This is a genomic window from Paenibacillus shenyangensis (assembly GCF_000346635.1).
Taxonomy (GTDB): Bacteria; Bacillota; Bacilli; order Paenibacillales; family Paenibacillaceae; genus Saccharibacillus; species Saccharibacillus dauci.
Map to the genome: position 1 here is coordinate 150852 of NZ_AOIG01000017.1, position 21521 is coordinate 172372.

Here is a 21521-nt window from a genome sequence, read left to right on the forward strand (position 1 = left end):
TATTTTATTTGCAATGGAGGAATGAAGATGACCATTAACCCGAACCAAGCTGCTGTGAATGTTGTATCTTCTGCAGCTGGCATAGAGCCGACTGATTGGCAGCGTGAACCGGTAGAAGGTTTTATTTTCGATATGGACGGGGTGCTGATTGACAGCGAGCCGATCTATTTTGAAATCGAAAAAAGTACATTCATTCACTTCGGTGCCAATGTGGAAGAAGAAGAGCATCATACGTACGTAGGTGTGACGCTGGCATCTATGTTTGAACAGGTACAGCAGAAGCATCTGCTCGATTGTACCGTAGAGCAAATGCTGGAATTCCATGTGAAGCATGTCATGGATGTGATTCGTGAACATCCAGAGCTGCAGCCTTTTAACGGTCTGACGGATTGGCTGGACTGGCTGAAGCAATCCGGTATACCGATGGTGGTTGCTTCATCATCTCCACGTGCACTGATTGAATTGATTCTGGAAAGACTGGATATCCGCCGCTTTTTTGAGGGAATGATTAGCGGGGAAGAAGTAGCACATGGCAAACCGGCACCGGATATTTTCCTGCGAGCAGCCGAAATTCTGGGTGTAGCACCAGAACGCTGCATGGTTATCGAAGATTCCCGTAACGGTGTGCGGGCTGCCAAGTCTGCCGGTATGCGCTGCATCGGACATCAGAATCCAGGTTCCGGTAATCAGAATCTGGGCGAAGCGGATGTGGTTATTCATAGTTATGCCGAGTTATGGGAGCTACGTGACCAGCTGCCGGTCGCTGCTACCAAATAAACAGGTTATCCTGATCATTCACTATTCCGAATAATATATGCTGTTATTGCGACTGCCTGATAGAGAACATCCGACGATTCTTTATCGGGCAGAGTGCAATAATCAACAGTGGGATAAGTATACGAATGAAGAGAAGGGAAACGGAAGAGTTATTGTTTGGATCCTATGCATTTACATCAGGATGGGATCTGTTATCAAGTTAGTCTCCTATTTTTCTATATATTTCTGTATATTATATTTCTCTATATTAATAGAAGGAAAAATAAAATTTGACGCTTGCTAACTAATATGCTATTCTATTTCTTGTGGCCGGGAAATAGAAATATGGAACGGTAACATTACATTATGCGGTCGTGGCGGAATTGGCAGACGCGCACGGTTCAGGTCCGTGTGGGCTTACCCCCGTGGAGGTTCGAGTCCTCTCGACCGCATCTATTTTTTACTCGAAAAGGTCTCATTCCTAAGTGAATGAGGCCTTTTTATTATATTAGAATTAGACGGGAAATATGATTTTACCCATATCGTTCTTAAATCCGACAAGGAATGACTGTTAAGCGCCCGGTACTTCTGGTGAATAGATATAGAAGCCTATTTATTCGCGAAAGCCAGCCATGTCAATGCGGGCCAGCCAGCTGAGTATACAGGCTCAGAACACATAAATGCAAAAGACAGCGGGTAGAAGCTCATGTTGATTTCTTACCCGGCTCGGCAAATTGGCAGAACGAACGGGTACATAGCGGATCAATGGTCTTCATTCATGTGCTGCTGCATCAGGCACATGATCCACTACAGGTTGGAGAGGAGCAACAGATCATGACAGAACGCGTATTTATTAGTCCCGGCAAATATGTACAAGGCAGAAATGTTATCCAAAAAACAGGTGAATATGTAAAAGCATTAAATGGAGATAAGTCCATTGTTATCGCCGATGATATTGTATGGGATATTGCAGGTAACCAGGTACTGGAAAGTCTGGATCAGTCATCGGTTAGCTACGTCAAAGCAGTCTTCAACGGCGAAGCATCGACCAATGAGATCAATCGTCTGGTAGAGATTGGCCGGGAGAACCAAGCAACGATTGTAATTGGAGTAGGCGGCGGCAAAACGCTGGATACTGCCAAGGCAGTCAGCGATACCCTAGGCGGCTATACTGTGATCATTCCGACTACAGCTTCTACAGATGCACCAACTAGCGCATTATCCGTTATTTATTCGGATGAAGGTATATTCGAAAGTTACAAATTTTATAATAAAAATCCGGATCTGATTCTGGTAGATACCAAGATTATCGCGAGTGCACCACCACGCTTCCTGTCTTCCGGTATTGCGGATGCACTGGCAACCTGGGTAGAGGCACGTGCCGTTATCGAAGCGCGGGCTACAACGATGGCTGGCGGATTGCCTACTCTAGCTGCCGAAGCTATTGCACGTAAATGTGAAGAGACGCTGTTTGACTTTGGTCTGCTGGCTTATGAGTCGGTACAGCGTAAAGTAGTAACACCAGCGGTAGAAGCAGTCGTAGAAGCGAATACATTGCTAAGTGGTCTGGGCTTTGAAAGTGGTGGTCTGGCAGGAGCGCATGCGATTCATAACGGCTTCACTGTACTCGAAGGTGATATTCACCATATGACACATGGGGAGAAAGTGGCTTTTGGTACATTGACTCAATTGGCGCTCGAGAAACGCCCTATTCAGGAGATTGAGCGTTATATCGCATTTTATATTAGTCTGGAGCTCCCAGTTACGCTGGAAGACCTCAAAATCGCTAACGTATCTGATGAAGATCTGTACCGTGTAGCACAGGCAGCGACCAAGCCCGGTGAGACATCGCATAATCTGCCATTCAAAGTGACAGCAGATGACGTCAAGGATGCTATTATCGCAGCGGATCAATACTCTCACGCATACAAAGCCAAAAAAGGACTGTAATCACAGCGAATCTTATATATTTCAATGCAGTCAGGCTTCTTCAGGAACCTGCCGGTGATTATCAACCGGCAGGTTCTTTTACCCTAACAACGAATAGATTATAGCAGATGGAATCATGCATGTTATTCTGCGGAAAATATCCTGATCTTGCTGCAGATTCTGCTTCCCAACTGGCTTGCTTTCTGGTAGTCTTGTACCTTGGGAGTGACTCTGTACATACTCGAAAAGAGCCCGGAAAAGAATCAAAAGCAATCTTTTGGCATCGGCTCTATATATACAGAATCTGGCGAGAGACAATCTGCAAAAATACCTGCATGCTCCTTATTATGAATTTTTACAAAAATCCGCTATAAATAAGGTTCTTTTACAAAAGGAATATGTTATAAAGGTAGAGAGATAACTGTATAGCTGATAATATGCACGGTAGCTGTCCGGATAAGAATCCAGACCCTGCAGACGCCGCATATTGTCAAGCTGCTTCAGATCTCCAAGTGTCGCTCAGACCCAGATCAAGGAGCCGGATATCAGGAGGCTTCCGAAAGTACAGGTTCACGTTAGGATGCCGACAAGAACAGCAGGAATGGTATTGTAAATGTTGAACAAGGTAAGGTGTGGATAATGAGAGTGTATATGAAAACAGTGATTTTAAACGGTGAAGATTTCTCGACGATTGAAGAGCTGCACCGCACGCTTCAACAGGTGCTGGATCTGCCGGATCATTATGGTGGCAATCTGGATGCGCTGTGGGACAGTCTGACCGGTGGTGTAGAGCTGCCGCTTCAGATCGAGTGGCTCAACTATGAACGTAGCCGCGAACTGCTGGGTCCATATGCCGAACAGGTATTGGATCTAATGGAAGAAGTGCAGGGAGAAGGCAATGGCTTCCGGGTATGGCTCCAGAGTGATGCGGTCATGCTATAAGGATAGAGAGCGGAATAATACTCCTGTTGATCGGAGAAGTGAACCGGTAACAGATATAAATAAGCTGCACACTGGCGATGGCCGGGTGCAGCTTTTTGTTTGTTCATGTATGGACAGAACCTATCGTTACTGCGGAATATTGCCACCGGCAATGCGATCACCGGAATTGCCGGAAGGATCGCTTTTCTGGTCGTCTTCATCGGCATGAATAATCAAGGATGCACCCAGAATAGAATGCTCATCACCCTTGGTCAGGCTGGCGTCTGCAAGCTTCATTTCTACTTTGGCCGTACCATCGGCTGCTACTTCCAGATTCTGAAAATCGCCTAGATGGAGGCCACTTGGATTAAGATGACCATGTTCCTTACCTGCCGGATTGAAATGGGAACCGGCGGTAGCAAAGTCATTATTTTTGATTGGCGATTGATGGACATGGAACCCGTGCTTGCCTGCCGGAAGGTTAGAGACATTAATCTGTGCAAGTACACCGTCTTCCTGTTGGGTCAAAGTAATCGTACCAATCGATTTCCCTTTCGCGTCCATCATCTGTACTACCGGCTGACCTACCGAGATGGTTGATGTAGGACTATCCCAGTAAATACTATGTCCCATTAGTTCACTCATATGTCGGATCGGAACATATGTCGTCCCACTATATACAAATGATTGTGGTACCATAGTTCCCTGGTTATCAAAAGTAGCCGAAGTCTGCCGCGCTTCACCATTCATGTAAAAATTCAGTGGCTCCGTGTTAGGCGTAACCTGCATATCGGCAGCATAAGTAATTCCCGAGAAAAATACAGCACCGCCCAAAAACGAGAATAACAGATGCTTTTTGCCAAACGATTTGGTCATATAATAGTTCCCTCCCTGAATGATTGGAATAGATGAGACTCTATTCATGTTTACCCTGTATATACATGCAGAAGCAGTAGAATTGAAAACGTTTTATTATTTATTGAATATTTCAGAATGGATATGTAAGGAAATGAGTATTAAATATGTAGTACATAAAATACAATGAACCTTTGCTTAAAAGGTGATATATATAAATTTTTACAAATATAGTGATTAAAATTGAAGATTTCTCCAAATGGATATGTTATAACTGGGAAGTGGGTATTTGCTACCTATAATATGAATTATTATTTTAAGGTAGCAAACATTCCCAAACATTATGATCTACATAGGAGGATGTACGTATGAAAAAGTTCTGGTCCACTGCACTACTTGCTATGATGTTGACAGTTGTCTTCTTTACCGGTTCTCAGGCAACACCTGCTCTGCAGGCACAAAAGGCTTCGGCTGCCAGCTGTGCGATTATCAACACCTTTACAGGTGTAGCTAACTATCTGTCTGCTAACGGCAAATTACCATGCAATTTTATTACCAAATCCCAGGCAGGTTCACTGGGTTGGGTGTCTTCCAAAGGTAATCTGGCTGAAGTAGCTCCAGGGAAAAGCATCGGCGGCGATGTGTTCAGCAACCGCGAAGGTCTGTTGCCTACAGCAAGCGGACGCACATGGCGTGAGGCGGATATCAACTATGTATCGGGCTTCCGCAATTCGGACCGTATTCTGTACTCCAGTGATGGACTGATCTACAAAACGACAGATCATTATGCTAGCTTCACGCGTATGAAATAAGGAATCCTCAACACTGTACCGTCATCCTGCGATCCGGCGTTGCTGCGAGGATGCAGAATGACGGTACAGTAATGTTATAATCGTATACATAAAAGAAGGATATCTATTACATAATAGATAAAAGGGAGGCCTAAAATATGAGAACAGTATGGATCAACGGAGAAGATTTCTCGACTATTCAGGAACTGCATGAGCAGCTGAAGAGCAAGCTGGAATTACCCGAATTTTATGGCGGCAATCTTGATGCCCTGTGGGACTGTCTGACCGGAATGATTGAACTGCCGCTGGAACTGCGTTGGGTGAATTATGGAATTAGCCATGACCGGATGGGTGATCAGGCAGAGCGGGTACGAAGTCTGCTGGAAGAGGTGCAAGAGGAAGGGACCGGGTTCCGTGTCGTAGTAGAGGATGATGTACCGGATCGATAAATCCTATCGATGTATTCGTGGACACGATAATAGTCAAACTTTGACTATACTATATAGGTTACAAAGGAGCCAATAATAGCAAATGATTTTGAAGAATAATCAAATACAGATTCAATTTCAAATTAACGGCTATCAATATGAGGAAGCAGAAGATTTTTATGATGATTGGCTGATGGTTTCACTGCATATTCAGACCGACAATGGAACAGTATGGTCGCAGGAAGCTCCCTATTTAATGACAACAGAATTGCAGACCATGCGTAGGTGGTTTGCTTCTTTATTAATAGAAAGAAGTTTATATACTACTTTGTATTTTATAGAACCCGAGATGGAATGGAACTATACCGAGCAGCAGGTTCTCGAATTGACATTAAGTCATGCTGCCTATCCTGTTTCTATTATGAATAATTCTGAAGCATATGGGGAGGCAACATTTACTTTTAAACTTACATATGCAGATTTACATTCTATAGTCTCAAGCATCGATTATATGTTACAGCAATTTCCTCAGAGAGTAGCGAGATAGTGTGATATTAGAGTTTGGTTTTAAAGAAATTCAGCTAGGAATATACAGGTGAAAAAGAGCGATAATAGGAGAAAAGCTCTTTTTTATCATAATTAAGTGAAAAATTTCACAATAGGTGATATATATCACATCCATATACCTAAGGAATTTGTATAATCAAAAAAGAAACAGTTCATTTTTAATTTAAAAAGTGAAATATTTCGACGAGAACAAGCAATTTCAGGGGGAATGGATATGTTTACTGAAGGCGTACAGAATATTATAGAAACTGCCGTGAAGAAAAAAGAAAAAATGAATGAAAGTATTGTGCGTTACTTTGCATCTGCAATGTTGGCTGGGGCTTATGTGGGGATCGGGATTATTCTGATTTTCTCTATCGGTGCACCACTGGCAGCGATTCATTCGCCGCTGCAATCTATTGTAATGGGGATGTCGTTCGGTATTGCTCTGACACTCGTAATTTTCGCAGGTTCCGAGCTGTTCACAGGTAATAATATGTTTTTCACGATGAGTACACTGGCTCGGCGCACTACGATGGGCGATCTGGGCAAGAACTGGGTGCTCGTATTTATCGGTAATCTGGTCGGGGCGATCGTCCTGAGCCTGCTTGTATATGGTACCGGATTGTTCCAACAGATTGGTGCGGATCATCTCATTTTCAAAGCGGCAGCTGCCAAAATGTCTCTGCCAGTCTCGATGCTATTCTTCCGTGGTATTCTCTGTAACTGGCTAGTCTGTCTGGCGATCTGGATGGCTGCTCGTGCCAAAGACGACATTTCCAAGCTGGTCCTGATCTGGTGGTGTCTGTATGCCTTTATCGCCAGTGGTTATGAGCATAGTGTAGCAAATATGACGCTGCTCACAACTGCACTGCTGCTGCCTGGTCACCCGGATACAATTACGGTAGCAGGCTGGGTGCACAATATGATTCCGGTAACGCTTGGTAATATTGTAGGTGGTGCTGTATTTGTGGGAATGGCATACTGGTTCATTTCGCCGGTTCGTCGTCAAAAACAGGCAAATGCAACTAAAGCAAAAACCGAGACTCCAGCTCAGAAAAGCGCAGTATAAGTAACATTTACAGAAAAAATAAATTAAAATGAATACGAAAATACAAACAGCGTACAGAGATACACGTAGCATAACGTGAATCTGTACGCTGTTTGTATTTTCGCAGGAATGGCATTATGATGATCGGCAGCTAATCGCATCATACCGGCTTGTTATTTCTATTATTATAGAAGGGACACTAATCTTGAGAGTTTTCGATTAACTATAGTTCAAGGTAAAACCCGAACAGGTCTAATTATTGTATAGATGTCCACAGTACCCAGCCCAGTCGTAACCAGTATGCATCTTTATCCTGCGCCATATAACTATATCCCCAGTCACCTGACACATTCCAAAAAGCAGAGTTGTTGTTATCGTTATTCGGATGGGATTGATCCAGATTGTATTGCTGCTTCAGACGATCTTGCGTAGATGTATTGATACGGCTGGCAGAGACAGTAGAGGATGAAAGTACACAAATAGAAATAAATAGTACACAGATAATGAGCAGTATAGAGAATTTGGATCTGCTGAGTATGGCTAATCTTTTCATAGCATGTTCTGTCTCCTTTCATTAATATCTAATATTCCATCTTACAGCTGGAAGTTATCAAATATGTACTCAGATCTACAGCTGTAAAGGCTGTATTATACTCCTAGTATTCAAGTACATATAATAAAGTTAAATATCTTATCGATCAACTAGCGTATACAGAGGAATAGAAGGGGAAATTTAATTATAAAGGAGCAGGATAGTAGTGGAAAAGGAAAACAGGGTGTCATTATGGATCGGCCAAGCAGCGTCGGAAGAGCAGCTGGAGGAAATACTGGAATTTTCCTACGAAAAAGATGGAGAAATAGAGCTACCGATATTTGCGCAAGCTTTTAACATCGAGCATTTTGACGATGATTTCCGTGAAGCTTTTATACTGGAGATACCTATACAACATTGGACTATTGCTTTGCAGGATATATCGTACAGCGAATTACTGCTGCCTGCATTTATACGCTGGCTGCCGGAACCATCCAGCGCAGAACAGCAAAAAGTAAACGCAGTGATATTGCTGTATCATTTCGATTATAAAGGAACGATTCGGAAGCGCAGTATTGCCGGACAAACGTGGACCTATATAGGTTCAGTGGACTGCGAAATGTTGTAGACAGACAGCTGCTTAGGATATGATAATGGGATGTGCAGCCGTTAGCATCCAGGGTGATGGCTGTACCAAATACAGCATGTCTATACACAGGAGGAATTATGTCCAAGAAATTGTCCAGTATTATCGTGTTGGTGATTGCAGCTGTTCTGCTGCTGTTTGGAGCAGGTGACAGGCTCGGTTTTTTGACGGGGGAACAAAATCAGAAGCATACACCTAGTGTTCAGCAATCCGGCGAACGTTCGGAGTCAAACTCAAACTCAAACGCTTCTACTTCTTCCGCTCAGAAGAGCTGTTCAGCGATCAATACATTTGATGGGGTCGCCGATTATCTTCGTCAGCATAACGAGCTGCCCTGCAATTATATAACGAAAAAAGAAGCTGAAAAGCTAGGTTGGGATGCCGGTAAAGGCAATCTGGATAAAGTGGCTCCGGGTAAAAGTATCGGCGGCGATGTATTCGGTAACCGTGAAGGATTACTGCCACGTGCTTCCGGCCGCAAATGGCATGAAGCGGACATTAATTATACTTCCGGCTTCCGTGGAGCTGACCGGATTCTGTATTCGACAGATGGGTTGATCTACAAAACGACCAATCACTACAAGTCATTTCAGCAGATGAAGTAGGCATAATTTTCAATAAGTGAATATAACAGTCAGATAGCGCATTCACATGTGATGCTTTCTGGCTGTATATTTAAAATGAGGAGGAAGTTATGGAATTTGAATATCATCTTACAGTCAACGATTTGAGTGTGGAAGAAAAGAAAGCATTTATCAATACCTGCAATGAACAAGGAGTAAAACCAGTTATAATCCTATTGGATCATGGAGAATATATCCATCAGCCAATGGTAACTGGATGGGTTGAGCGGAGTAGCTTCCAGGAAGCACGTGAAGATATAGATCGGATCGCTATGCAATTTCAGCAGAGCGGATTTACTATTGTCCGTACCAAAGTAGAGATTCCACCTATAGATGATCGGTACTTTGATCATCCGGTCACTGCTTATTCTATTCCTTATTTTGAATGGCATGGCAAAGTACATACCGAAGATCTGGCACAACTCAAGCAGTTATGTGAAGCAGATGGTGGTCATATTTCCCGCAACTCACTCAATACCAACGGCAAAATACGATTTGTCACCGTACGCGATTATGAGAGCGGTGCCACATTCCGTACCCGGGTGAATCATATCAAGGACATTTTACACCATCACGGAATTGAATTACTCAAGGAGCAATATGAGCTATGTATCTATGACAGCAGAGAAGAACTGGACAAAGGATGGATCGAAATGGGGGAAAGAGCATGATTAATGATAATAATGAAGAGATCGATTATGAAATACGGCAGCTGCTTGCAGTAGAAGGCCTTCTGAGAAGAGCTGCGCTTGTAGATATGCCGTTTATTCTGAAAGGAAGTCTGCTTACAAGACAGTATTTGAGCAATCGTGATATCCGTAATGTAGAAGATATCGATTTTCTGTATGCTGGGAAAATTGAACAGGCGGAACAGGCCAGCCGGATTTTCACCGATTGGATGATCCAGGTGACTGAACTGGATTTGAATGATGGTGTGACTTTCCGAAGTTTCCGGGAGAATGCATTCTGGAGGAGTATTGATTACGCGATGGTGGATGACTTTCCGACGGTTAATACCGATATTGCCTATTCTTTAACAGAAGAAAGAGAAGAGGGTGACTGGTACAATGAGATCCAGCTGGATATCTCTTTTAATCTGGAGATGGCGGTTGAACCTGTAGGACTGGAGTATGATCCGATTCAGGGAGACAGCTTCTATCTGTCATTGACGGTGCCTCTGGGTGTTCAGGTAGCCTGGAAGCTGCATCAGACGATTGTAAGAGCAAGATTTAAGGATCTGTACGATCTGCAGTACTTATTGTCTCATCCTTCTTATGATCAGCAGGCGCTTGAGTTAACAATGCATACGCTTATGGAAGAATGCTGCCTGAATCCTTCGATTACCAAAAAAGATATGCATAAAGTACTGGTTGGAGATTTGCACTATTTATATCCAGAGGTGAGTAAAAACTATGATATCTGGCGTTACAAAGGGGAGCAGGAACCAGAAATTTATTTTGCAGAGACAGTAGTAAGACTGCGGGAAATCATGAATCAAGTTGGCATCAATGAGCAGACATTTGCACAATTGCCAGACCTGTCTGGAGAGTAATATTGATGGTTATAATGTGCATCAAAGGATTCATTGGCTAATATGGATGTGAGGATTGATTCGGACGAGTTCCTGAATGAATTTGTTTTTTTGCTCGGGAGAGATCAGGATGTTCTGGGTGTTGTACCTGATTTCCAGACGTTCAAGAGACAGTGCAGGACTGGAGATGATCTGATGAGAGGGTTGTATGCTGTGAATATGCTAGATAGGGATGTTCCAGCGAAAAGGACCTGAGCGGATAATCAGCGTATCTTGATCAATACGGTAGTTCGTACCTGTCCATATCCATAATACGAAAGCAACCACAAGAAGAGGTATAATCATCGTTAGAACATGCTTGGTCCACAGGTTGAGACAGGCTAGACCACACATAGTTACAATAATCAGGCAGAACATAACAGCAGAGATTCGATCCCTTTTACTGGTAAAGGTATGCACTTTATTTACTCCTCTCTGATATCGATTGGTTCCTTCCTCGTGACCTATTGAACAAACTACAGAAAATTATGGCACTTAGCTTCCGGAAGGATGAGGACGGATATAGTTAAGTGTTGGAGCCTGCAGCGGTTTTTTCTCATACTGCATATCATAAAAGTGGTCGATTTGGATGATCTGCATCATATCCGGCGTAGTGCGAATATCATGTTCTTCCCCGCCGTCTTGAATAACAATGCCGTGATTGGTTACACCAATCACTTGATAGATGCCTTCGATTTGCTGGATGCTACTGTAGTAAATGAATGTCAACGCAATTACAGTTACCACGCCTATAATGGTAATTCGCAGTAATCTGGATCTCATGATAGTACACCTCTTTATGTTTGAATTGGAATTTGTAAACGGATACTTGTGCTTGTCAACAGGTACATTTAAAATAACAGACCTGAGCTACAAATTCCATCATTTCCCGGTTAGACTACTGGTAAAGGAGGAGTATATATGCGTCAAAATATTTATGATAACCCGGAGTTTTTTGAATATTATCAGCGATTACGCAATACAGGGATTACATACAATGATTTTATAGAACAGCCTGCCCTAATGGGAATGTTGCCCGAGCTTCAGGGCAAAACGATACTGGATATGGGATGTGGCTCCGGTCAATTGGCTGCTTATATGATTGGTCAGGGAGCAGCACATGTTACGGGTGCAGATATCTCGGCCAAAATGCTTAACCAGGCACCGGAGCATCCACAGGTGCGGTATATTCATGGGCCGATGGAAGAGCTGGATTTTGCTCCGGCATCCTTTGATCTGATTGTCAGCTCGCTCGCTTTTCATTATGTGGAAGATTATGATGCACTGATGAGCCGGATTGCAGGCTGGCTGCGTCCGGGCGGATATCTGGTATTTTCTACAGAGCATCCGGTAACAACTGCTAAGCTGGATATGGATGGCTGGATCGAGGATCATGAAGGTAAGCGGCTGTACTATGCACTGGATAACTATGCAGAAGAAGGCATTCGCCATACCCACTGGGTAGTAGATGATGTGATCAAATATCATCGTACTTTGTCTACTCTGCTCAATGGTATGATTCGCCATGGATTGCAGATTGAGCAGGTAAACGAGCCTGAACCGATCCCGGGCGCGACCGAAAAGATGCCCAAGCTTGTGAATGAGTGGCGTAAGCCGTCTTTTATTATTTTCAAAGCAGTCAAGCGGGGATAAAGAAGACGATTGATTACAGTAAGAATTTGGGGAAGCTGTAGAAGCAGCTTCCTTTTTAATATGGAAAAATAAAAAAACGCTTTATGCCATTGAATAGTCCTATATATACAGAGCGATACACAAAAGCGTTCTGTAGCAGTAATTGTATCCATGTACATAGTAACATCATCAGACAATAGGAAAGGGGTATCCTGTGGAAGAGAAAGAATGGGCAGCCGCTGCCTGTAATGGAGATGAAGAAGCATACTACCGATTGGTATCAATGCACCGCCGTCGTTTGTATGGTATTGCCTACGGCTATATGCGCAGCGAAGGAGACGCTCTGGAAATGCTGCAGGAGATGACCTGCCGAGGATTGATTAAATGTCATAAGTTGCGCGATCCCAGTGCATTTATACCATGGCTAATTCGCATTCTGATTCATTGCTGCATGGATGAACTAAAGCGTCGCAAACGCAGCATTCATTTGACCGAACATCATATGGCAGATCAGATTACCGAAATGAAAGAAGAAGATCGACTGGATCTGGAGAAAGCACTGGACCGGCTCAAGCCTAATTATCGTCATGTTCTCATCTTGAAATATTATGATGATATGACCGTAACGGAGATTGCCCGCGTATTGGAACGATCCGAAGGAACAATCAAAACCTGGATTCATCAGGGACTCAAGCAGATTCGGAACAAAATGTATCTCGGAGGTGAACTGTGGCATGAACGAACAAAATGATCAGAACCTGCAAAATCACGCTGGAAAAATAAAGAGCCAAGCTGAACAAATAGATGATCAACGGTTGGATAGTGCCATTCGTGCTGGCATTCATCAGGCACATCAGCAACGATCTCACCGCAAGCGAGTGCTTCGTCCGTTATTAGGAGCTGCCGCCGCATTGATCATATTGCTTGGAGCAGGAACAATAGCGGTTGTTGGCCAGGAACAAGCCTCGGAGAAAGTAATGAGGGAAATGAATAGTGGGGAAGTTCCTGAATATGTGAGCGATCTGAATCGGCTGGATATGTTTCGCTATACGCTTCAGCCCGCGATAGAACACGGATTGTATCAGCCCCTCAATCAGAAATTAACGCAAGGGAATTATAAAATACAGCTGGATGGTGTTGTAGCAGACAGCCAGCGTGTCATTATACTGTATACCATTGAGAATACTACCCATCAGCGTATCCGTATTGGTAATAATGTCTCGACAGCTCTGATGAATCCCGAACAGAGCATGGTGATTGGCAGCTATTATAATAATTTCTCAATGTCGGGCAGCAATAACAATATTAACCAAGGAGCTTTTGTTTTTGATTTCACAAAAGGAAATGAGGTTCCGTCCAGGATGGTACTGTCTCTTGAAGTATCCAATGGCAGTACAGGAACGGATTTTGAATATATTCGTATGCCATTTGCAATAGATCCTTCTCGTTATAAAGGTATGGAGCGTATAGAGCAACTTCATCGTACGTATGCTTTTCAGGATTATTCCGTACAATTGAGTGAACTTCGGCAGACACCGCTTCGTACCGAACTTGATTACACAATGAAGCCTCGTGGTGGAAGAAATTTGAATGATGTAGGAGTAGATTTACAGGTTAATGAACCTAATGGCTTGGGGCATATACCGCTTTTGCAGGAAGATGGCAGTTACTACAAAGATGGCGATACTACACATTTGCTTTCTTATTACACCAGTACTTATTTTGAAAAAGATCAATCATTGTGGATAAATTTTGCCAGAATCAAAATTAGTCAGCCGGAACCATTCACATTAACTATAGATACCCGGCAAAAGAAAATTATTAATTCATCCGATACCCGAACACGGATCAAGTCTATTACGAAAGATACAGATAAACAGAAAATCCGAATTGGACTGACTTATCCTTCGATAGATCCATATGACGATCGTAATTTTATAGCGATGGATACGTTTACGGATGCTTCGGGAAAAAGCTACAAGTTGCAGCAACAGCAGCTTCACGAAGGAGCAGAGTATAAAGGCTACGAGATTTCGATAGACAGCACGGAGAAGTATCATCAGCCGCTTACCTTTAAAATGTTGAATGATCCAAGCAGCATTATCTATCCGGATCATCCATTTAAAGAGCAAATAAGATAAACGAGCGTTCAGTATACATGAATAAAGATAAAAAGGCTGCTTGTCCAAGCCCACCAGGGAAAGGAAGCAGCCTTTTTATTTTGTGGATCTCTAGATATCTGTAGAGGGAAGATACCATCTGCTTACACAATGCGTTTACGAATCCAACCGGAAATCAAATCCGTCAGCACTACCAGAATAATGATTCCCAATAAAATCACACCTACACGATTCCAGTTGCGCATCTGCAGTGCAAACAGCAGCGGTGTACCGATTCCGCCTGCACCGACCAGACCGAGTGTAGTAGCCGAGCGCATGTTAATTTCGAAACGGTATAGTGAATAAGACAAGAATTGTGGAATGACCTGCGGCAGTACAGCAAACCATAGTACCTGTAGCTTACTTGCTCCGGCGGCAGTCAGTGCTTCGGAAGGGCCGGGATCAATCGTCTCAATCGATTCAGAGTACAACTTGGCGAGCATACCGATCGAATGGACACCCAGCGCCAGTACACCAGCAAATGAACCGGGACCGACTGCTTTGATAAACAGAATGGCTACAATCATCTCGGGAAATACGCGAATAACGCTCAGCACTACTTTACCCGTACCTGAAATGGTGCGCAGACGGCTCACATTGGCAGCAGCCCAGAAAGCAAAGGGGATACACAGAAAAGCAGATACAAATGTACCGAGAATTGAAATGATCAGCGTATCCAGCAGTCCGCGCAGCAGATCCTCACCTTCAGGATCATAGACATAATCCCAGTCCGGATGAGCAAAGCCGTCGATGATGGAGAGGGATACACTTTTGGCAGTAGACTGGACGCCTTCAAAATTCAGCCCATTAAATGCCCACAGGTAAACGGCAATCAGCAGTATAATCCACACCCAGGGACGTATACGATACCAGAGCGGTTTGGTTGTTAATGTATTCATAGCAGTTTCCTCCGTAATACTGTACTGCCATAGTCAATCACAAGCACAATGACCAGTGTCAGTAAAATAATAATCGCTGCCCGGTCATACCGGAACAACCCAAGCGACCGATCCAGCAGCAGACCAATCCCGCCTGCCCCGACCAGACCGAGTACGGAAGCAGCACGTACATTTACTTCAAAAGCATACAGCAGATAGGACATATAATGAGGCATCGCCTGGGGAAGAACGCCAAAGACGATTAATTGGATTTTATTCGCACCTACAGCAGTCATCGCTTCCAGCGGACCCGGATCGATGGATTCAATGGCCTCAAAGGTCAGCTTGGCAATCAATCCAAACGAAAAGAACATAATAGCCAGCATTCCGGCAAAGGGACCAATCCCAAAAATCGCAACAAAAATAGCTGCAAACAGCAGATCGGGAACCGTACGAACCAGATTCAGAATCAGACGAACCGGTACGGATACCGCACGGTTGGGCATTACATTATATGCACAGAGCAGCGCAAACGGAATCGCCAGGATACCACCCAGCATCGTACCAACCAGAGCAATCTGGATCGTCTCGACCATCGGTTTCCAGATGGTTGGCAGATAACTCCAGTCTGGTGGCACCATCTCGGCCAGCAGTGTCCCCATCTGCGGAAGACCGACGATAAGCTGGTAGGGAGTGACGTCTGTCTGAATCGCACATACCACAATCAATACGACAAAAAAGATCCAGGTCAGATAACGTTTGTATCGCTGCGGAGCTTCGATAGTAGCGGCCTTCATGATTTCACTCCATCGGTACGAGCCGGAGCAGGATCCGGAATGACCGTCACAATATCTTCACCCGGTGGATGATCACCGAGTACTTCATCACGATGAATAGAGCGTCCGTAAATATGGGAAAATACTTCATCGGTCGCTTCTTCCGGTGTACCATCAAATACGACTTCGCCTGCCCGCAGTCCGATAATCCGGGTCGCATACTGACGTGCCAGATCGATAAAATGCAGATTGATGATCGTCGTAATATTCAGATCCCGGTTAATGCGCTGCAGATCATCCATAACCTGGCGGGTCGTCAAGGGGTCCAGTGAAGCGACTGGCTCATCCGCCAGAATGATCTGCGGCTGCTGTGCCAGCGCGCGGGCGATAGAGACACGCTGCTGCTGACCACCAGACAGCTGATCTGCACGGCTGTAAGCTTTATCACGGATATTGACGCGTTCCAGTGCATCCATCGCCAGTTCGGTATCTTCAGCCGGGAACATACCGAGTACCGTACGAAGTGTAGAATGGTGACCGACACGTCCGGATAATACATTGCGCAGCACAGTAGAGCGTTTGACCAGATTGAAGCTCTGGAAGATCATACCGATCCCGCGGCGAATCCGGCGTAGTCCACTGCCGGATGCCTCGGTGATCGATTGTCCGTTAATCTGGATATCGCCTTCGGTAATATCATGCAGTCGATTAATCGAGCGTAGCAGTGTGGATTTGCCGGCGCCGGACAGACCGACGATAACGACCATTTCGCCTTGATGGATAGTCAGGTTAATATTGTTCAAGCCCCGGGTACCATTGGGGTAGACTTTGGAGACATTATGGAATTCAATCATGGGAGACCCACTTTCTATTAGGAAATTACAATAGACAGCACCGTCCGCAAAATAAGGACGGTGCTGCCTTAAAGTGTGAATGCACGGATCAGTAAAATAACGTGAACTTATGAGTAAATAACAGAAGTACAGAAAGATTCGTCTAATGAATTACTTGGTCGCCTGACCTACAGCTTCGGCGTATTTGCGTACCGGCTCGAAGTTTTTGTCATCGCCTTTTTCGTAACCTACATGAGTGTAGATTTCTTCGATGATTTTCTGACCTTCAGGATCATTGCCAATATCGATAAATGCCTGACTGATCTTGTCGCGCCATGCTTGATCCATATCGGAACGTACGCTGATCGTATCATTCGGGATCGGAGCGGTGTAATGCAGTACACGTGTCTGTTCGAAAACGTCCGGTACATCTTTTTTCACAGTGTTACGGGCATCCTGGAATATAGCGACAGCATCGACTTGTCCGTTCAACAGAGCCATAACAGCAGCGTCATGACCTTTGATAGTTACACCTTGTACATCCGTATCAGGATCAACGCCGGCTGCTTTAAGCTCGGCGGCCGGGAATACATAACCTGCAGATGACGTTACATCCTGCCAACCCATTTTTTTGCCTTTCAGATCCGCGAGGGATTTGATAGGAGAGTCTTTTTTGACGATAATCATGGCTTTATAAAAATTGACTTTGTCTGTTGTCGGTTGACCGGTCTCGTCATTGACACCGTAGCGCTGTGCCTGCAGCAGCAGATCTGCTGCTTTACGATTGTCGTGTGCCAGTACATAAGCATTTGGAGGCAGGAATCCTACATCGACCTGCTTGGAAGCCATGGCTTCAACGATTGTGTTGTAATCCGGAGATACGGTAACCTTTATCGGAATACCCAGTTTGTCGCCGAGCAATTTTTCCAGCGGTTTGGCTTTGGCTTCGAGGGTCTCTGCATTCTGGGAAGGAACGAACTGTACTTTCAGTTCCTTGGGTACAAAGCTGGTGCTGCCTGCGGAATTACCGGAACTGGCGGATGACGAACTATTGGTGCCACAGGCCGTCAGACCAGCAGCCAGGGCAATAGTCATGCCCAGTGCGAATACTTTTTTAAACAACTTGATTTCCCCCTAGGATGTGATTATGTACTTTATTGTGCCTGTTCCCGCGTCATACTTTTATTCGGGGAATAAGGTCACAAACGAAATGTTAACAGCCAAGGATCAAACGCAGTGTCGATCTATGTTACTGAAAAGTAAAATGAATCCGAAGTGTTAAATGCAGAATTTACACTGTTCTAATATTGGTGTGATAGAGTGAATCGGAAATGCGTCCGGGATGCTTGCGGCAATTGCAGCAAAGGCACATCTTGGGATTTCAATGAACAATTGTATAGAAGGGAACTACCTAATTTATGAAAGAATCAGTAAGGAACAAGGCGAATATAGAGGACAATTATCATAACGAGGATATGGAAGATTCAGCTGAACGCTACCAGCTTCGGCTAATGGCGACAACCGATCTGCATGTGGCACTAACCGGTTACGATTACTATCGAAATACAGACACGGGTGAAATGGGATTATCACACACCGCGATGCTGATCCATCAGGCACGCGAAGAGGTAGCCAATCATCTGCTGCTGGATAACGGTGATATTATCCAGGGAAATCCGATTGGTGATTATGCAGCCTCCAGCCTGTTCTGGCAGCATCCAGCAAGCCAACAAGAGGAGCAACAGGTAACGGATGCATTATTTGCTGCCAGTTCAGATACGGATACTAATCGCAATACTACAGGCGTACATCCCATGATCGAACTGATGAATCTGCTGCAGTATGATGCTGCCACTGTCGGCAATCATGAATTCAATTATGGATTGGATTATCTGGAACAATGTCTGAATGGAGCGCAGTTTCCCTATACCAATGCCAATGTATATCGGATCTCGGACGAACAGCCCGATGCGCCTCTGCTTCAGCCATATCTAATCCTGCCGCGTGAACTCAAGGGAGCAAATGGAGAATCGGCCATATTGAATATTGGTATTATCGGACTGGTTCCTCCGCAAATTCTGAACTGGGACAAAGGACATCTGGAAGGATACGTGCGTGTACAGGATATGGTCGAGACGACAGAAGCCATGGTTCCCCAGCTGCAAGCTGCAGGAGCCGATATTATCGTGCTGCTCGCTCATACCGGATATATCGAAGAGAATGATCCGTCGATTTCAGAAAATGCAGTTCTGCCGCTCAGCCAGATCAATGGTGTGGATGCACTTATTTTTGGACATGCACACAAGCTGTATCCAAGCGAGGAATTTGCCGGACGACCTGGTGTGAATCTGGAAAAGGGTATAATCCATGGTGTGCCTGCCGTAGAACCGGGAGTATGGGGCAGCCATCTGGGTATTATTGATCTGGAACTGCAGTATATGGCTGGTAAATGGAGTGTGGTAGAAGGGCATGGCATGCTTCGTTCGGTAGCGGATGATCTAACAGATACTGCTGCAGATATGCTGCTGCAGGAAGCTGCACAAACTGCACATGAACGTACGCTGGATTATATCCGAACACCGGTAGGATATACTTCAGAACCGCTATACAGCTATTTTGCACTGATTATGGACAATCCGGTTGTACAGATTATTAATGATGCCCAGCTCGGGTATACGCGTGAAATGTTGCTGAATACGGAATATGTGGATATTCCACTATTATCAGCTGCTTCTGCTTTTAAAACAGGTGGACGTTACGGTTCGGGTCATTATACGGATATTTCACCTGGAGAGTTGACATTGCAGCATATCTCGGATATTTACAGCTATGCCAATACCCTATGCGCAGTACGGTTAAATGGCGATGAACTAAAAGAATGGCTTGAATGGTCCGCGGGGTTATTTAATACGATTGATCTACATGGAGCAGCAGAGCAGGAATTGATTAACCCAGCTTTTTCACCATTTAACTTTGATGTGATTGACGGGGTTAGTTATCGAATCGATATTTCCTGTCCGGCACGTTATGATGCTTCCGGACAGCTTGTGCAGCCGGATCATCACCGAATCCGGTATTTGTGCTATCAGGGAGTTCCTGTTACGAATGATATGGAATTTATTATCGTTACCAATCAATATCGCGCCTATACAACGATTCTTGCCAACCCGGATGGGGGGCGAATCGTAATCGATGCTCCACTAGAGAATCGCGATGTGGTAACAGCATATGTCAGACAGCATGGAACGATCGCTCCACAGGCAGACCATAACTGGTCCATTACACTCGGAACGCAGGAACAATATCCAGCACATAGTATGAATGTACAACTCGAAGATCAGGTGCAGGAGACCAGACCTGATTCGTCGATTATTGCCGTATTCTCTTCCGCAGCGGCAGCTGAGGTATGGGTAGACCAATATCCGCAGCTGTCTGTTATTGCATCTGGAGCAGGCGGATTCACACGATATGGAATCCGTTTGAATGTATAATCTGTTTGAATCTGGTGCAGTTGATATTACGCCTTTACTGATAGGATGGCATAATCGTTTCTCCATTTCCCGGGTAATGATGATCAGGATAAGACAATATGGGTATTAAGGTAGAATATACCCTGCTTATTCCTATCTATCATTTATCAAAAAGGAGAGGCGATCCATGTCACAATCATTCACCTGGGATATCGCGCTGCAGGATGGACAGCATCAGGCGCTGCGACTTCAGTTTGATACACAGCGCGAGCTGCAAAAGTTTATGATGACTCTTACTGTCGAACAGATGATCAATGCACTTGTCTATGATCCGGACCAGCGCAGCATGGATGGGAAAACCTATCTGTATCATTTCCTGTAAGCTGCATAATCCGCAGAATGTACCAGATTACTATTTGATAATTATCCACTATTTATAATGGAATATGCACAATAAGAATGAGGAGGATGCTGACAATGGAAATGTTGTTTCGGTATAACTGGCAGGTTCGTCAGGAATGGTTGGACTGGTGCAGTGAATTGCCTATAGTAGAGCTAAAGCTGCAGCGTACAGGCGGAGTAGGCAGTATTCTGAAGACACTGACTCATATTGTCGATGTAGAGTATAGCTGGATTTGTGACTTGCAGGGCAAATCTGATCAAAGTGAATTATTCCAATCGGTGGATTCGCTTGAACAGATTAGTACTCTATCCAAACGGTTTCGACCGGAGATCAGCGATTATGTGTCAGAATGGAAGCCGGAGATGGAACAGCATATACTGCACGCGGTGGGCAAAGATGGCAGACCCGAGCAATATACATATGGAGAAGTCATGCGCCATGTGATCGCTCATGAGATTCATCATATAGGTCAAATGTCGGTATGGTCACGTGAGCTGGACAGAGAACCGGTATCGGCCAATCTGATTCGACGGGGCTTGGCCTGATTTGTCCAATGGATACAGCAATAAAAGGCATAACCGTGCAATCTCGGGTATGTCTTTTTTCATATCTAATAGTGTTGCAAATCATTGGTTCCTATTAAAATCCCGATCCCAGACCACAACTTTATAGGCGAAAAGGAGTACATACTAACAGAAAACAGAATAGAAGTAGCTGTCTGA

General features: G+C 44.5%; 26 protein-coding genes and 1 tRNA gene. 18 read left to right on the plus strand and 9 right to left on the minus strand.

Going from position 1 to position 21521, the window contains the following annotated elements; translation table 11 throughout:
- Window positions 1–27: 27 nt before the first annotated feature.
- The 4 genes from H065_RS0114900 to H065_RS0114915 all read left to right on the plus strand — a co-directional run bounded on the left by H065_RS0114900 (window position 28) and on the right by H065_RS0114915 (window position 3627).
- Entirely contained in the window at window positions 28–777 is a 750-nt protein-coding gene (locus tag H065_RS0114900; protein WP_017813881.1) for an HAD family hydrolase, read from the plus strand.
- 347 nt (window positions 778–1124) lie between these two features.
- Window positions 1125–1208 (plus strand) — tRNA-Leu (locus H065_RS0114905).
- Between the two features lie 382 nt (window positions 1209–1590).
- On the plus strand, window positions 1591–2706 hold the full coding sequence (locus tag H065_RS0114910) for a glycerol dehydrogenase (RefSeq protein ID WP_026136256.1): 1116 nt from the start codon (window positions 1591–1593) through the stop codon (window positions 2704–2706).
- A gap of 630 nt (window positions 2707–3336) precedes the next feature.
- Window positions 3337–3627: a barstar family protein gene (locus H065_RS0114915; protein ID WP_026136257.1), complete on the plus strand. Its 291-nt coding sequence runs from the start codon at window positions 3337–3339 to the stop codon at window positions 3625–3627.
- A gap of 126 nt (window positions 3628–3753) precedes the next feature.
- Here the strand turns inward: H065_RS0114915 and H065_RS0114920 are convergent, their stop codons facing one another.
- Window positions 3754–4482 carry a superoxide dismutase family protein gene (locus H065_RS0114920; protein ID WP_017813884.1) on the minus strand — a complete coding sequence of 243 codons (729 nt, stop codon included), beginning with the start codon at window positions 4480–4482 and terminating at the stop codon, window positions 3754–3756.
- Window positions 4483–4829: 347 nt separating this feature from the next.
- On the opposite strand from H065_RS0114920, the gene H065_RS0114925 reads away from it, so the two are divergent.
- From H065_RS0114925 to H065_RS0114940, 4 genes are all read left to right on the plus strand, one after another.
- Window positions 4830–5273 carry a ribonuclease gene (locus tag H065_RS0114925; RefSeq protein ID WP_017813885.1) on the plus strand — a complete coding sequence of 148 codons (444 nt, stop codon included), beginning with the start codon at window positions 4830–4832 and terminating at the stop codon, window positions 5271–5273.
- A 137-nt stretch (window positions 5274–5410) separates the two neighbouring features.
- On the plus strand, window positions 5411–5701 hold the full coding sequence (locus H065_RS0114930) for a barstar family protein (RefSeq protein ID WP_017813886.1): 291 nt from the start codon (window positions 5411–5413) through the stop codon (window positions 5699–5701).
- Between the two features lie 88 nt (window positions 5702–5789).
- Window positions 5790–6227 (plus strand): WapI family immunity protein, encoded by a 438-nt coding sequence (locus H065_RS0114935; protein WP_238557966.1) that lies wholly within the window; start codon window positions 5790–5792, stop codon window positions 6225–6227.
- Between the two features lie 234 nt (window positions 6228–6461).
- Complete coding sequence (locus H065_RS0114940; RefSeq protein ID WP_017813888.1) at window positions 6462–7298, plus strand: formate/nitrite transporter family protein; 837 nt, start codon at window positions 6462–6464, stop codon at window positions 7296–7298.
- 235 nt (window positions 7299–7533) lie between these two features.
- Here the strand turns inward: H065_RS0114940 and H065_RS0114945 are convergent, their stop codons facing one another.
- Window positions 7534–7830, minus strand: a complete 297-nt coding sequence (locus tag H065_RS0114945; protein ID WP_017813889.1) for a hypothetical protein — start codon at window positions 7828–7830, stop codon at window positions 7534–7536.
- 205 nt (window positions 7831–8035) lie between these two features.
- On the opposite strand from H065_RS0114945, the gene H065_RS0114950 reads away from it, so the two are divergent.
- The 4 genes from H065_RS0114950 to H065_RS0114965 all read left to right on the plus strand — a co-directional run bounded on the left by H065_RS0114950 (window position 8036) and on the right by H065_RS0114965 (window position 10630).
- Complete coding sequence (locus H065_RS0114950; RefSeq protein ID WP_017813890.1) at window positions 8036–8437, plus strand: immunity 22 family protein; 402 nt, start codon at window positions 8036–8038, stop codon at window positions 8435–8437.
- A 98-nt stretch (window positions 8438–8535) separates the two neighbouring features.
- The gene (locus H065_RS28520) at window positions 8536–9060 is read left to right on the plus strand and encodes a ribonuclease domain-containing protein (protein ID WP_017813891.1); all 525 of its coding nucleotides are present in this window, start codon (window positions 8536–8538) and stop codon (window positions 9058–9060) included.
- An 89-nt stretch (window positions 9061–9149) separates the two neighbouring features.
- Window positions 9150–9749, plus strand: coding sequence for a hypothetical protein (locus H065_RS0114960; RefSeq protein WP_017813892.1), 600 nt, complete (start codon window positions 9150–9152; stop codon window positions 9747–9749).
- The gene (locus tag H065_RS0114965) at window positions 9746–10630 is read left to right on the plus strand and encodes a nucleotidyl transferase AbiEii/AbiGii toxin family protein (RefSeq protein ID WP_017813893.1); all 885 of its coding nucleotides are present in this window, start codon (window positions 9746–9748) and stop codon (window positions 10628–10630) included. The genes H065_RS0114960 and H065_RS0114965 overlap by 4 nt, the downstream gene beginning before the upstream one ends.
- 30 nt (window positions 10631–10660) lie before the next feature.
- On the opposite strand, the gene H065_RS28575 is transcribed toward H065_RS0114965, so the two are convergent.
- The 3 genes from H065_RS28575 to H065_RS0114975 form a co-directional block, all read right to left on the minus strand.
- Window positions 10661–10828: a PH domain-containing protein gene (locus H065_RS28575; protein WP_081604145.1), complete on the minus strand. Its 168-nt coding sequence runs from the start codon at window positions 10826–10828 to the stop codon at window positions 10661–10663.
- Window positions 10829–10831: 3 nt separating this feature from the next.
- Window positions 10832–11026, minus strand: coding sequence for a PH domain-containing protein (locus tag H065_RS28615; protein ID WP_504180659.1), 195 nt, complete (start codon window positions 11024–11026; stop codon window positions 10832–10834).
- 117 nt (window positions 11027–11143) lie between these two features.
- On the minus strand, window positions 11144–11431 hold the full coding sequence (locus tag H065_RS0114975) for a hypothetical protein (protein WP_017813895.1): 288 nt from the start codon (window positions 11429–11431) through the stop codon (window positions 11144–11146).
- 138 nt (window positions 11432–11569) lie between these two features.
- Here H065_RS0114975 and H065_RS0114980 point away from each other — a divergent pair, with 138 nt between their 5' ends.
- The 3 genes from H065_RS0114980 to H065_RS0114990 all read left to right on the plus strand — a co-directional run bounded on the left by H065_RS0114980 (window position 11570) and on the right by H065_RS0114990 (window position 14421).
- Window positions 11570–12301 (plus strand): class I SAM-dependent methyltransferase, encoded by a 732-nt coding sequence (locus H065_RS0114980; protein ID WP_017813896.1) that lies wholly within the window; start codon window positions 11570–11572, stop codon window positions 12299–12301.
- Between the two features lie 193 nt (window positions 12302–12494).
- Window positions 12495–13031 carry a sigma-70 family RNA polymerase sigma factor gene (locus H065_RS0114985; RefSeq protein WP_017813897.1) on the plus strand — a complete coding sequence of 179 codons (537 nt, stop codon included), beginning with the start codon at window positions 12495–12497 and terminating at the stop codon, window positions 13029–13031.
- On the plus strand, window positions 13015–14421 hold the full coding sequence (locus tag H065_RS0114990) for a DUF4179 domain-containing protein (RefSeq protein ID WP_017813898.1): 1407 nt from the start codon (window positions 13015–13017) through the stop codon (window positions 14419–14421). Before H065_RS0114985 ends, H065_RS0114990 begins: the two co-directional genes overlap by 17 nt.
- Before the next feature lie 122 nt (window positions 14422–14543).
- Here the strand turns inward: H065_RS0114990 and phnE (H065_RS0114995) are convergent, their stop codons facing one another.
- The 4 genes from phnE (H065_RS0114995) to H065_RS0115010 form a co-directional block, all read right to left on the minus strand.
- Complete coding sequence (gene phnE / locus H065_RS0114995; protein WP_017813899.1) at window positions 14544–15338, minus strand: phosphonate ABC transporter, permease protein PhnE; 795 nt, start codon at window positions 15336–15338, stop codon at window positions 14544–14546.
- Window positions 15335–16114, minus strand: coding sequence for a phosphonate ABC transporter, permease protein PhnE (gene phnE, locus H065_RS0115000; protein ID WP_017813900.1), 780 nt, complete (start codon window positions 16112–16114; stop codon window positions 15335–15337). Before phnE (H065_RS0115000) ends, phnE (H065_RS0114995) begins: the two co-directional genes overlap by 4 nt.
- Complete coding sequence (gene phnC / locus H065_RS0115005) at window positions 16111–16947, minus strand: phosphonate ABC transporter ATP-binding protein (RefSeq protein ID WP_017813901.1); 837 nt, start codon at window positions 16945–16947, stop codon at window positions 16111–16113. Before phnC ends, phnE (H065_RS0115000) begins: the two co-directional genes overlap by 4 nt.
- A gap of 150 nt (window positions 16948–17097) precedes the next feature.
- Window positions 17098–18048 carry a phosphate/phosphite/phosphonate ABC transporter substrate-binding protein gene (locus H065_RS0115010; RefSeq protein WP_017813902.1) on the minus strand — a complete coding sequence of 317 codons (951 nt, stop codon included), beginning with the start codon at window positions 18046–18048 and terminating at the stop codon, window positions 17098–17100.
- A gap of 296 nt (window positions 18049–18344) precedes the next feature.
- Between H065_RS0115010 and H065_RS0115015 the strand changes: the two genes are divergently transcribed.
- The 3 genes from H065_RS0115015 (at window position 18345) to H065_RS0115025 (ending at window position 21344) form a co-directional block, all read left to right on the plus strand.
- Window positions 18345–20417 (plus strand): bifunctional 2',3'-cyclic-nucleotide 2'-phosphodiesterase/3'-nucleotidase, encoded by a 2073-nt coding sequence (locus H065_RS0115015; RefSeq protein ID WP_017813903.1) that lies wholly within the window; start codon window positions 18345–18347, stop codon window positions 20415–20417.
- Window positions 20418–20583: 166 nt separating this feature from the next.
- The gene (locus tag H065_RS0115020; protein ID WP_017813904.1) at window positions 20584–20778 is read left to right on the plus strand and encodes a hypothetical protein; all 195 of its coding nucleotides are present in this window, start codon (window positions 20584–20586) and stop codon (window positions 20776–20778) included.
- A gap of 95 nt (window positions 20779–20873) precedes the next feature.
- The gene (locus H065_RS0115025) at window positions 20874–21344 is read left to right on the plus strand and encodes a DinB family protein (protein ID WP_017813905.1); all 471 of its coding nucleotides are present in this window, start codon (window positions 20874–20876) and stop codon (window positions 21342–21344) included.
- Window positions 21345–21521 lie beyond the last annotated feature (177 nt).

Coding starts and splice junctions, on each gene's coding strand:
- H065_RS0114900 (WP_017813881.1), top strand. CDS start 28: ATGACCATTAACCCGAACCAAGCTGCTGTGAATGTTGTATCTTCTGCA.
- H065_RS0114910 (WP_026136256.1), top strand. CDS start 1,591: ATGACAGAACGCGTATTTATTAGTCCCGGCAAATATGTACAAGGCAGA.
- H065_RS0114915 (WP_026136257.1), top strand. CDS start 3,337: ATGAAAACAGTGATTTTAAACGGTGAAGATTTCTCGACGATTGAAGAG.
- H065_RS0114920 (WP_017813884.1), bottom strand. CDS start 4,482: ATGACCAAATCGTTTGGCAAAAAGCATCTGTTATTCTCGTTTTTGGGC.
- H065_RS0114925 (WP_017813885.1), top strand. CDS start 4,830: ATGAAAAAGTTCTGGTCCACTGCACTACTTGCTATGATGTTGACAGTT.
- H065_RS0114930 (WP_017813886.1), top strand. CDS start 5,411: ATGAGAACAGTATGGATCAACGGAGAAGATTTCTCGACTATTCAGGAA.
- H065_RS0114940 (WP_017813888.1), top strand. CDS start 6,462: ATGTTTACTGAAGGCGTACAGAATATTATAGAAACTGCCGTGAAGAAA.
- H065_RS0114945 (WP_017813889.1), bottom strand. CDS start 7,830: ATGAAAAGATTAGCCATACTCAGCAGATCCAAATTCTCTATACTGCTC.
- H065_RS28520 (WP_017813891.1), top strand. CDS start 8,536: ATGTCCAAGAAATTGTCCAGTATTATCGTGTTGGTGATTGCAGCTGTT.
- H065_RS0114960 (WP_017813892.1), top strand. CDS start 9,150: ATGGAATTTGAATATCATCTTACAGTCAACGATTTGAGTGTGGAAGAA.
- H065_RS0114965 (WP_017813893.1), top strand. CDS start 9,746: ATGATTAATGATAATAATGAAGAGATCGATTATGAAATACGGCAGCTG.
- H065_RS28615 (WP_504180659.1), bottom strand. CDS start 11,026: ATGTTCTGCCTGATTATTGTAACTATGTGTGGTCTAGCCTGTCTCAAC.
- H065_RS0114975 (WP_017813895.1), bottom strand. CDS start 11,431: ATGAGATCCAGATTACTGCGAATTACCATTATAGGCGTGGTAACTGTA.
- H065_RS0114980 (WP_017813896.1), top strand. CDS start 11,570: ATGCGTCAAAATATTTATGATAACCCGGAGTTTTTTGAATATTATCAG.
- H065_RS0114990 (WP_017813898.1), top strand. CDS start 13,015: ATGAACGAACAAAATGATCAGAACCTGCAAAATCACGCTGGAAAAATA.
- phnE (WP_017813899.1), bottom strand. CDS start 15,338: ATGAATACATTAACAACCAAACCGCTCTGGTATCGTATACGTCCCTGG.
- phnE (WP_017813900.1), bottom strand. CDS start 16,114: ATGAAGGCCGCTACTATCGAAGCTCCGCAGCGATACAAACGTTATCTG.
- phnC (WP_017813901.1), bottom strand. CDS start 16,947: ATGATTGAATTCCATAATGTCTCCAAAGTCTACCCCAATGGTACCCGG.
- H065_RS0115015 (WP_017813903.1), top strand. CDS start 18,345: ATGAAAGAATCAGTAAGGAACAAGGCGAATATAGAGGACAATTATCAT.
- H065_RS0115020 (WP_017813904.1), top strand. CDS start 20,584: ATGTCACAATCATTCACCTGGGATATCGCGCTGCAGGATGGACAGCAT.
- H065_RS0115025 (WP_017813905.1), top strand. CDS start 20,874: ATGGAAATGTTGTTTCGGTATAACTGGCAGGTTCGTCAGGAATGGTTG.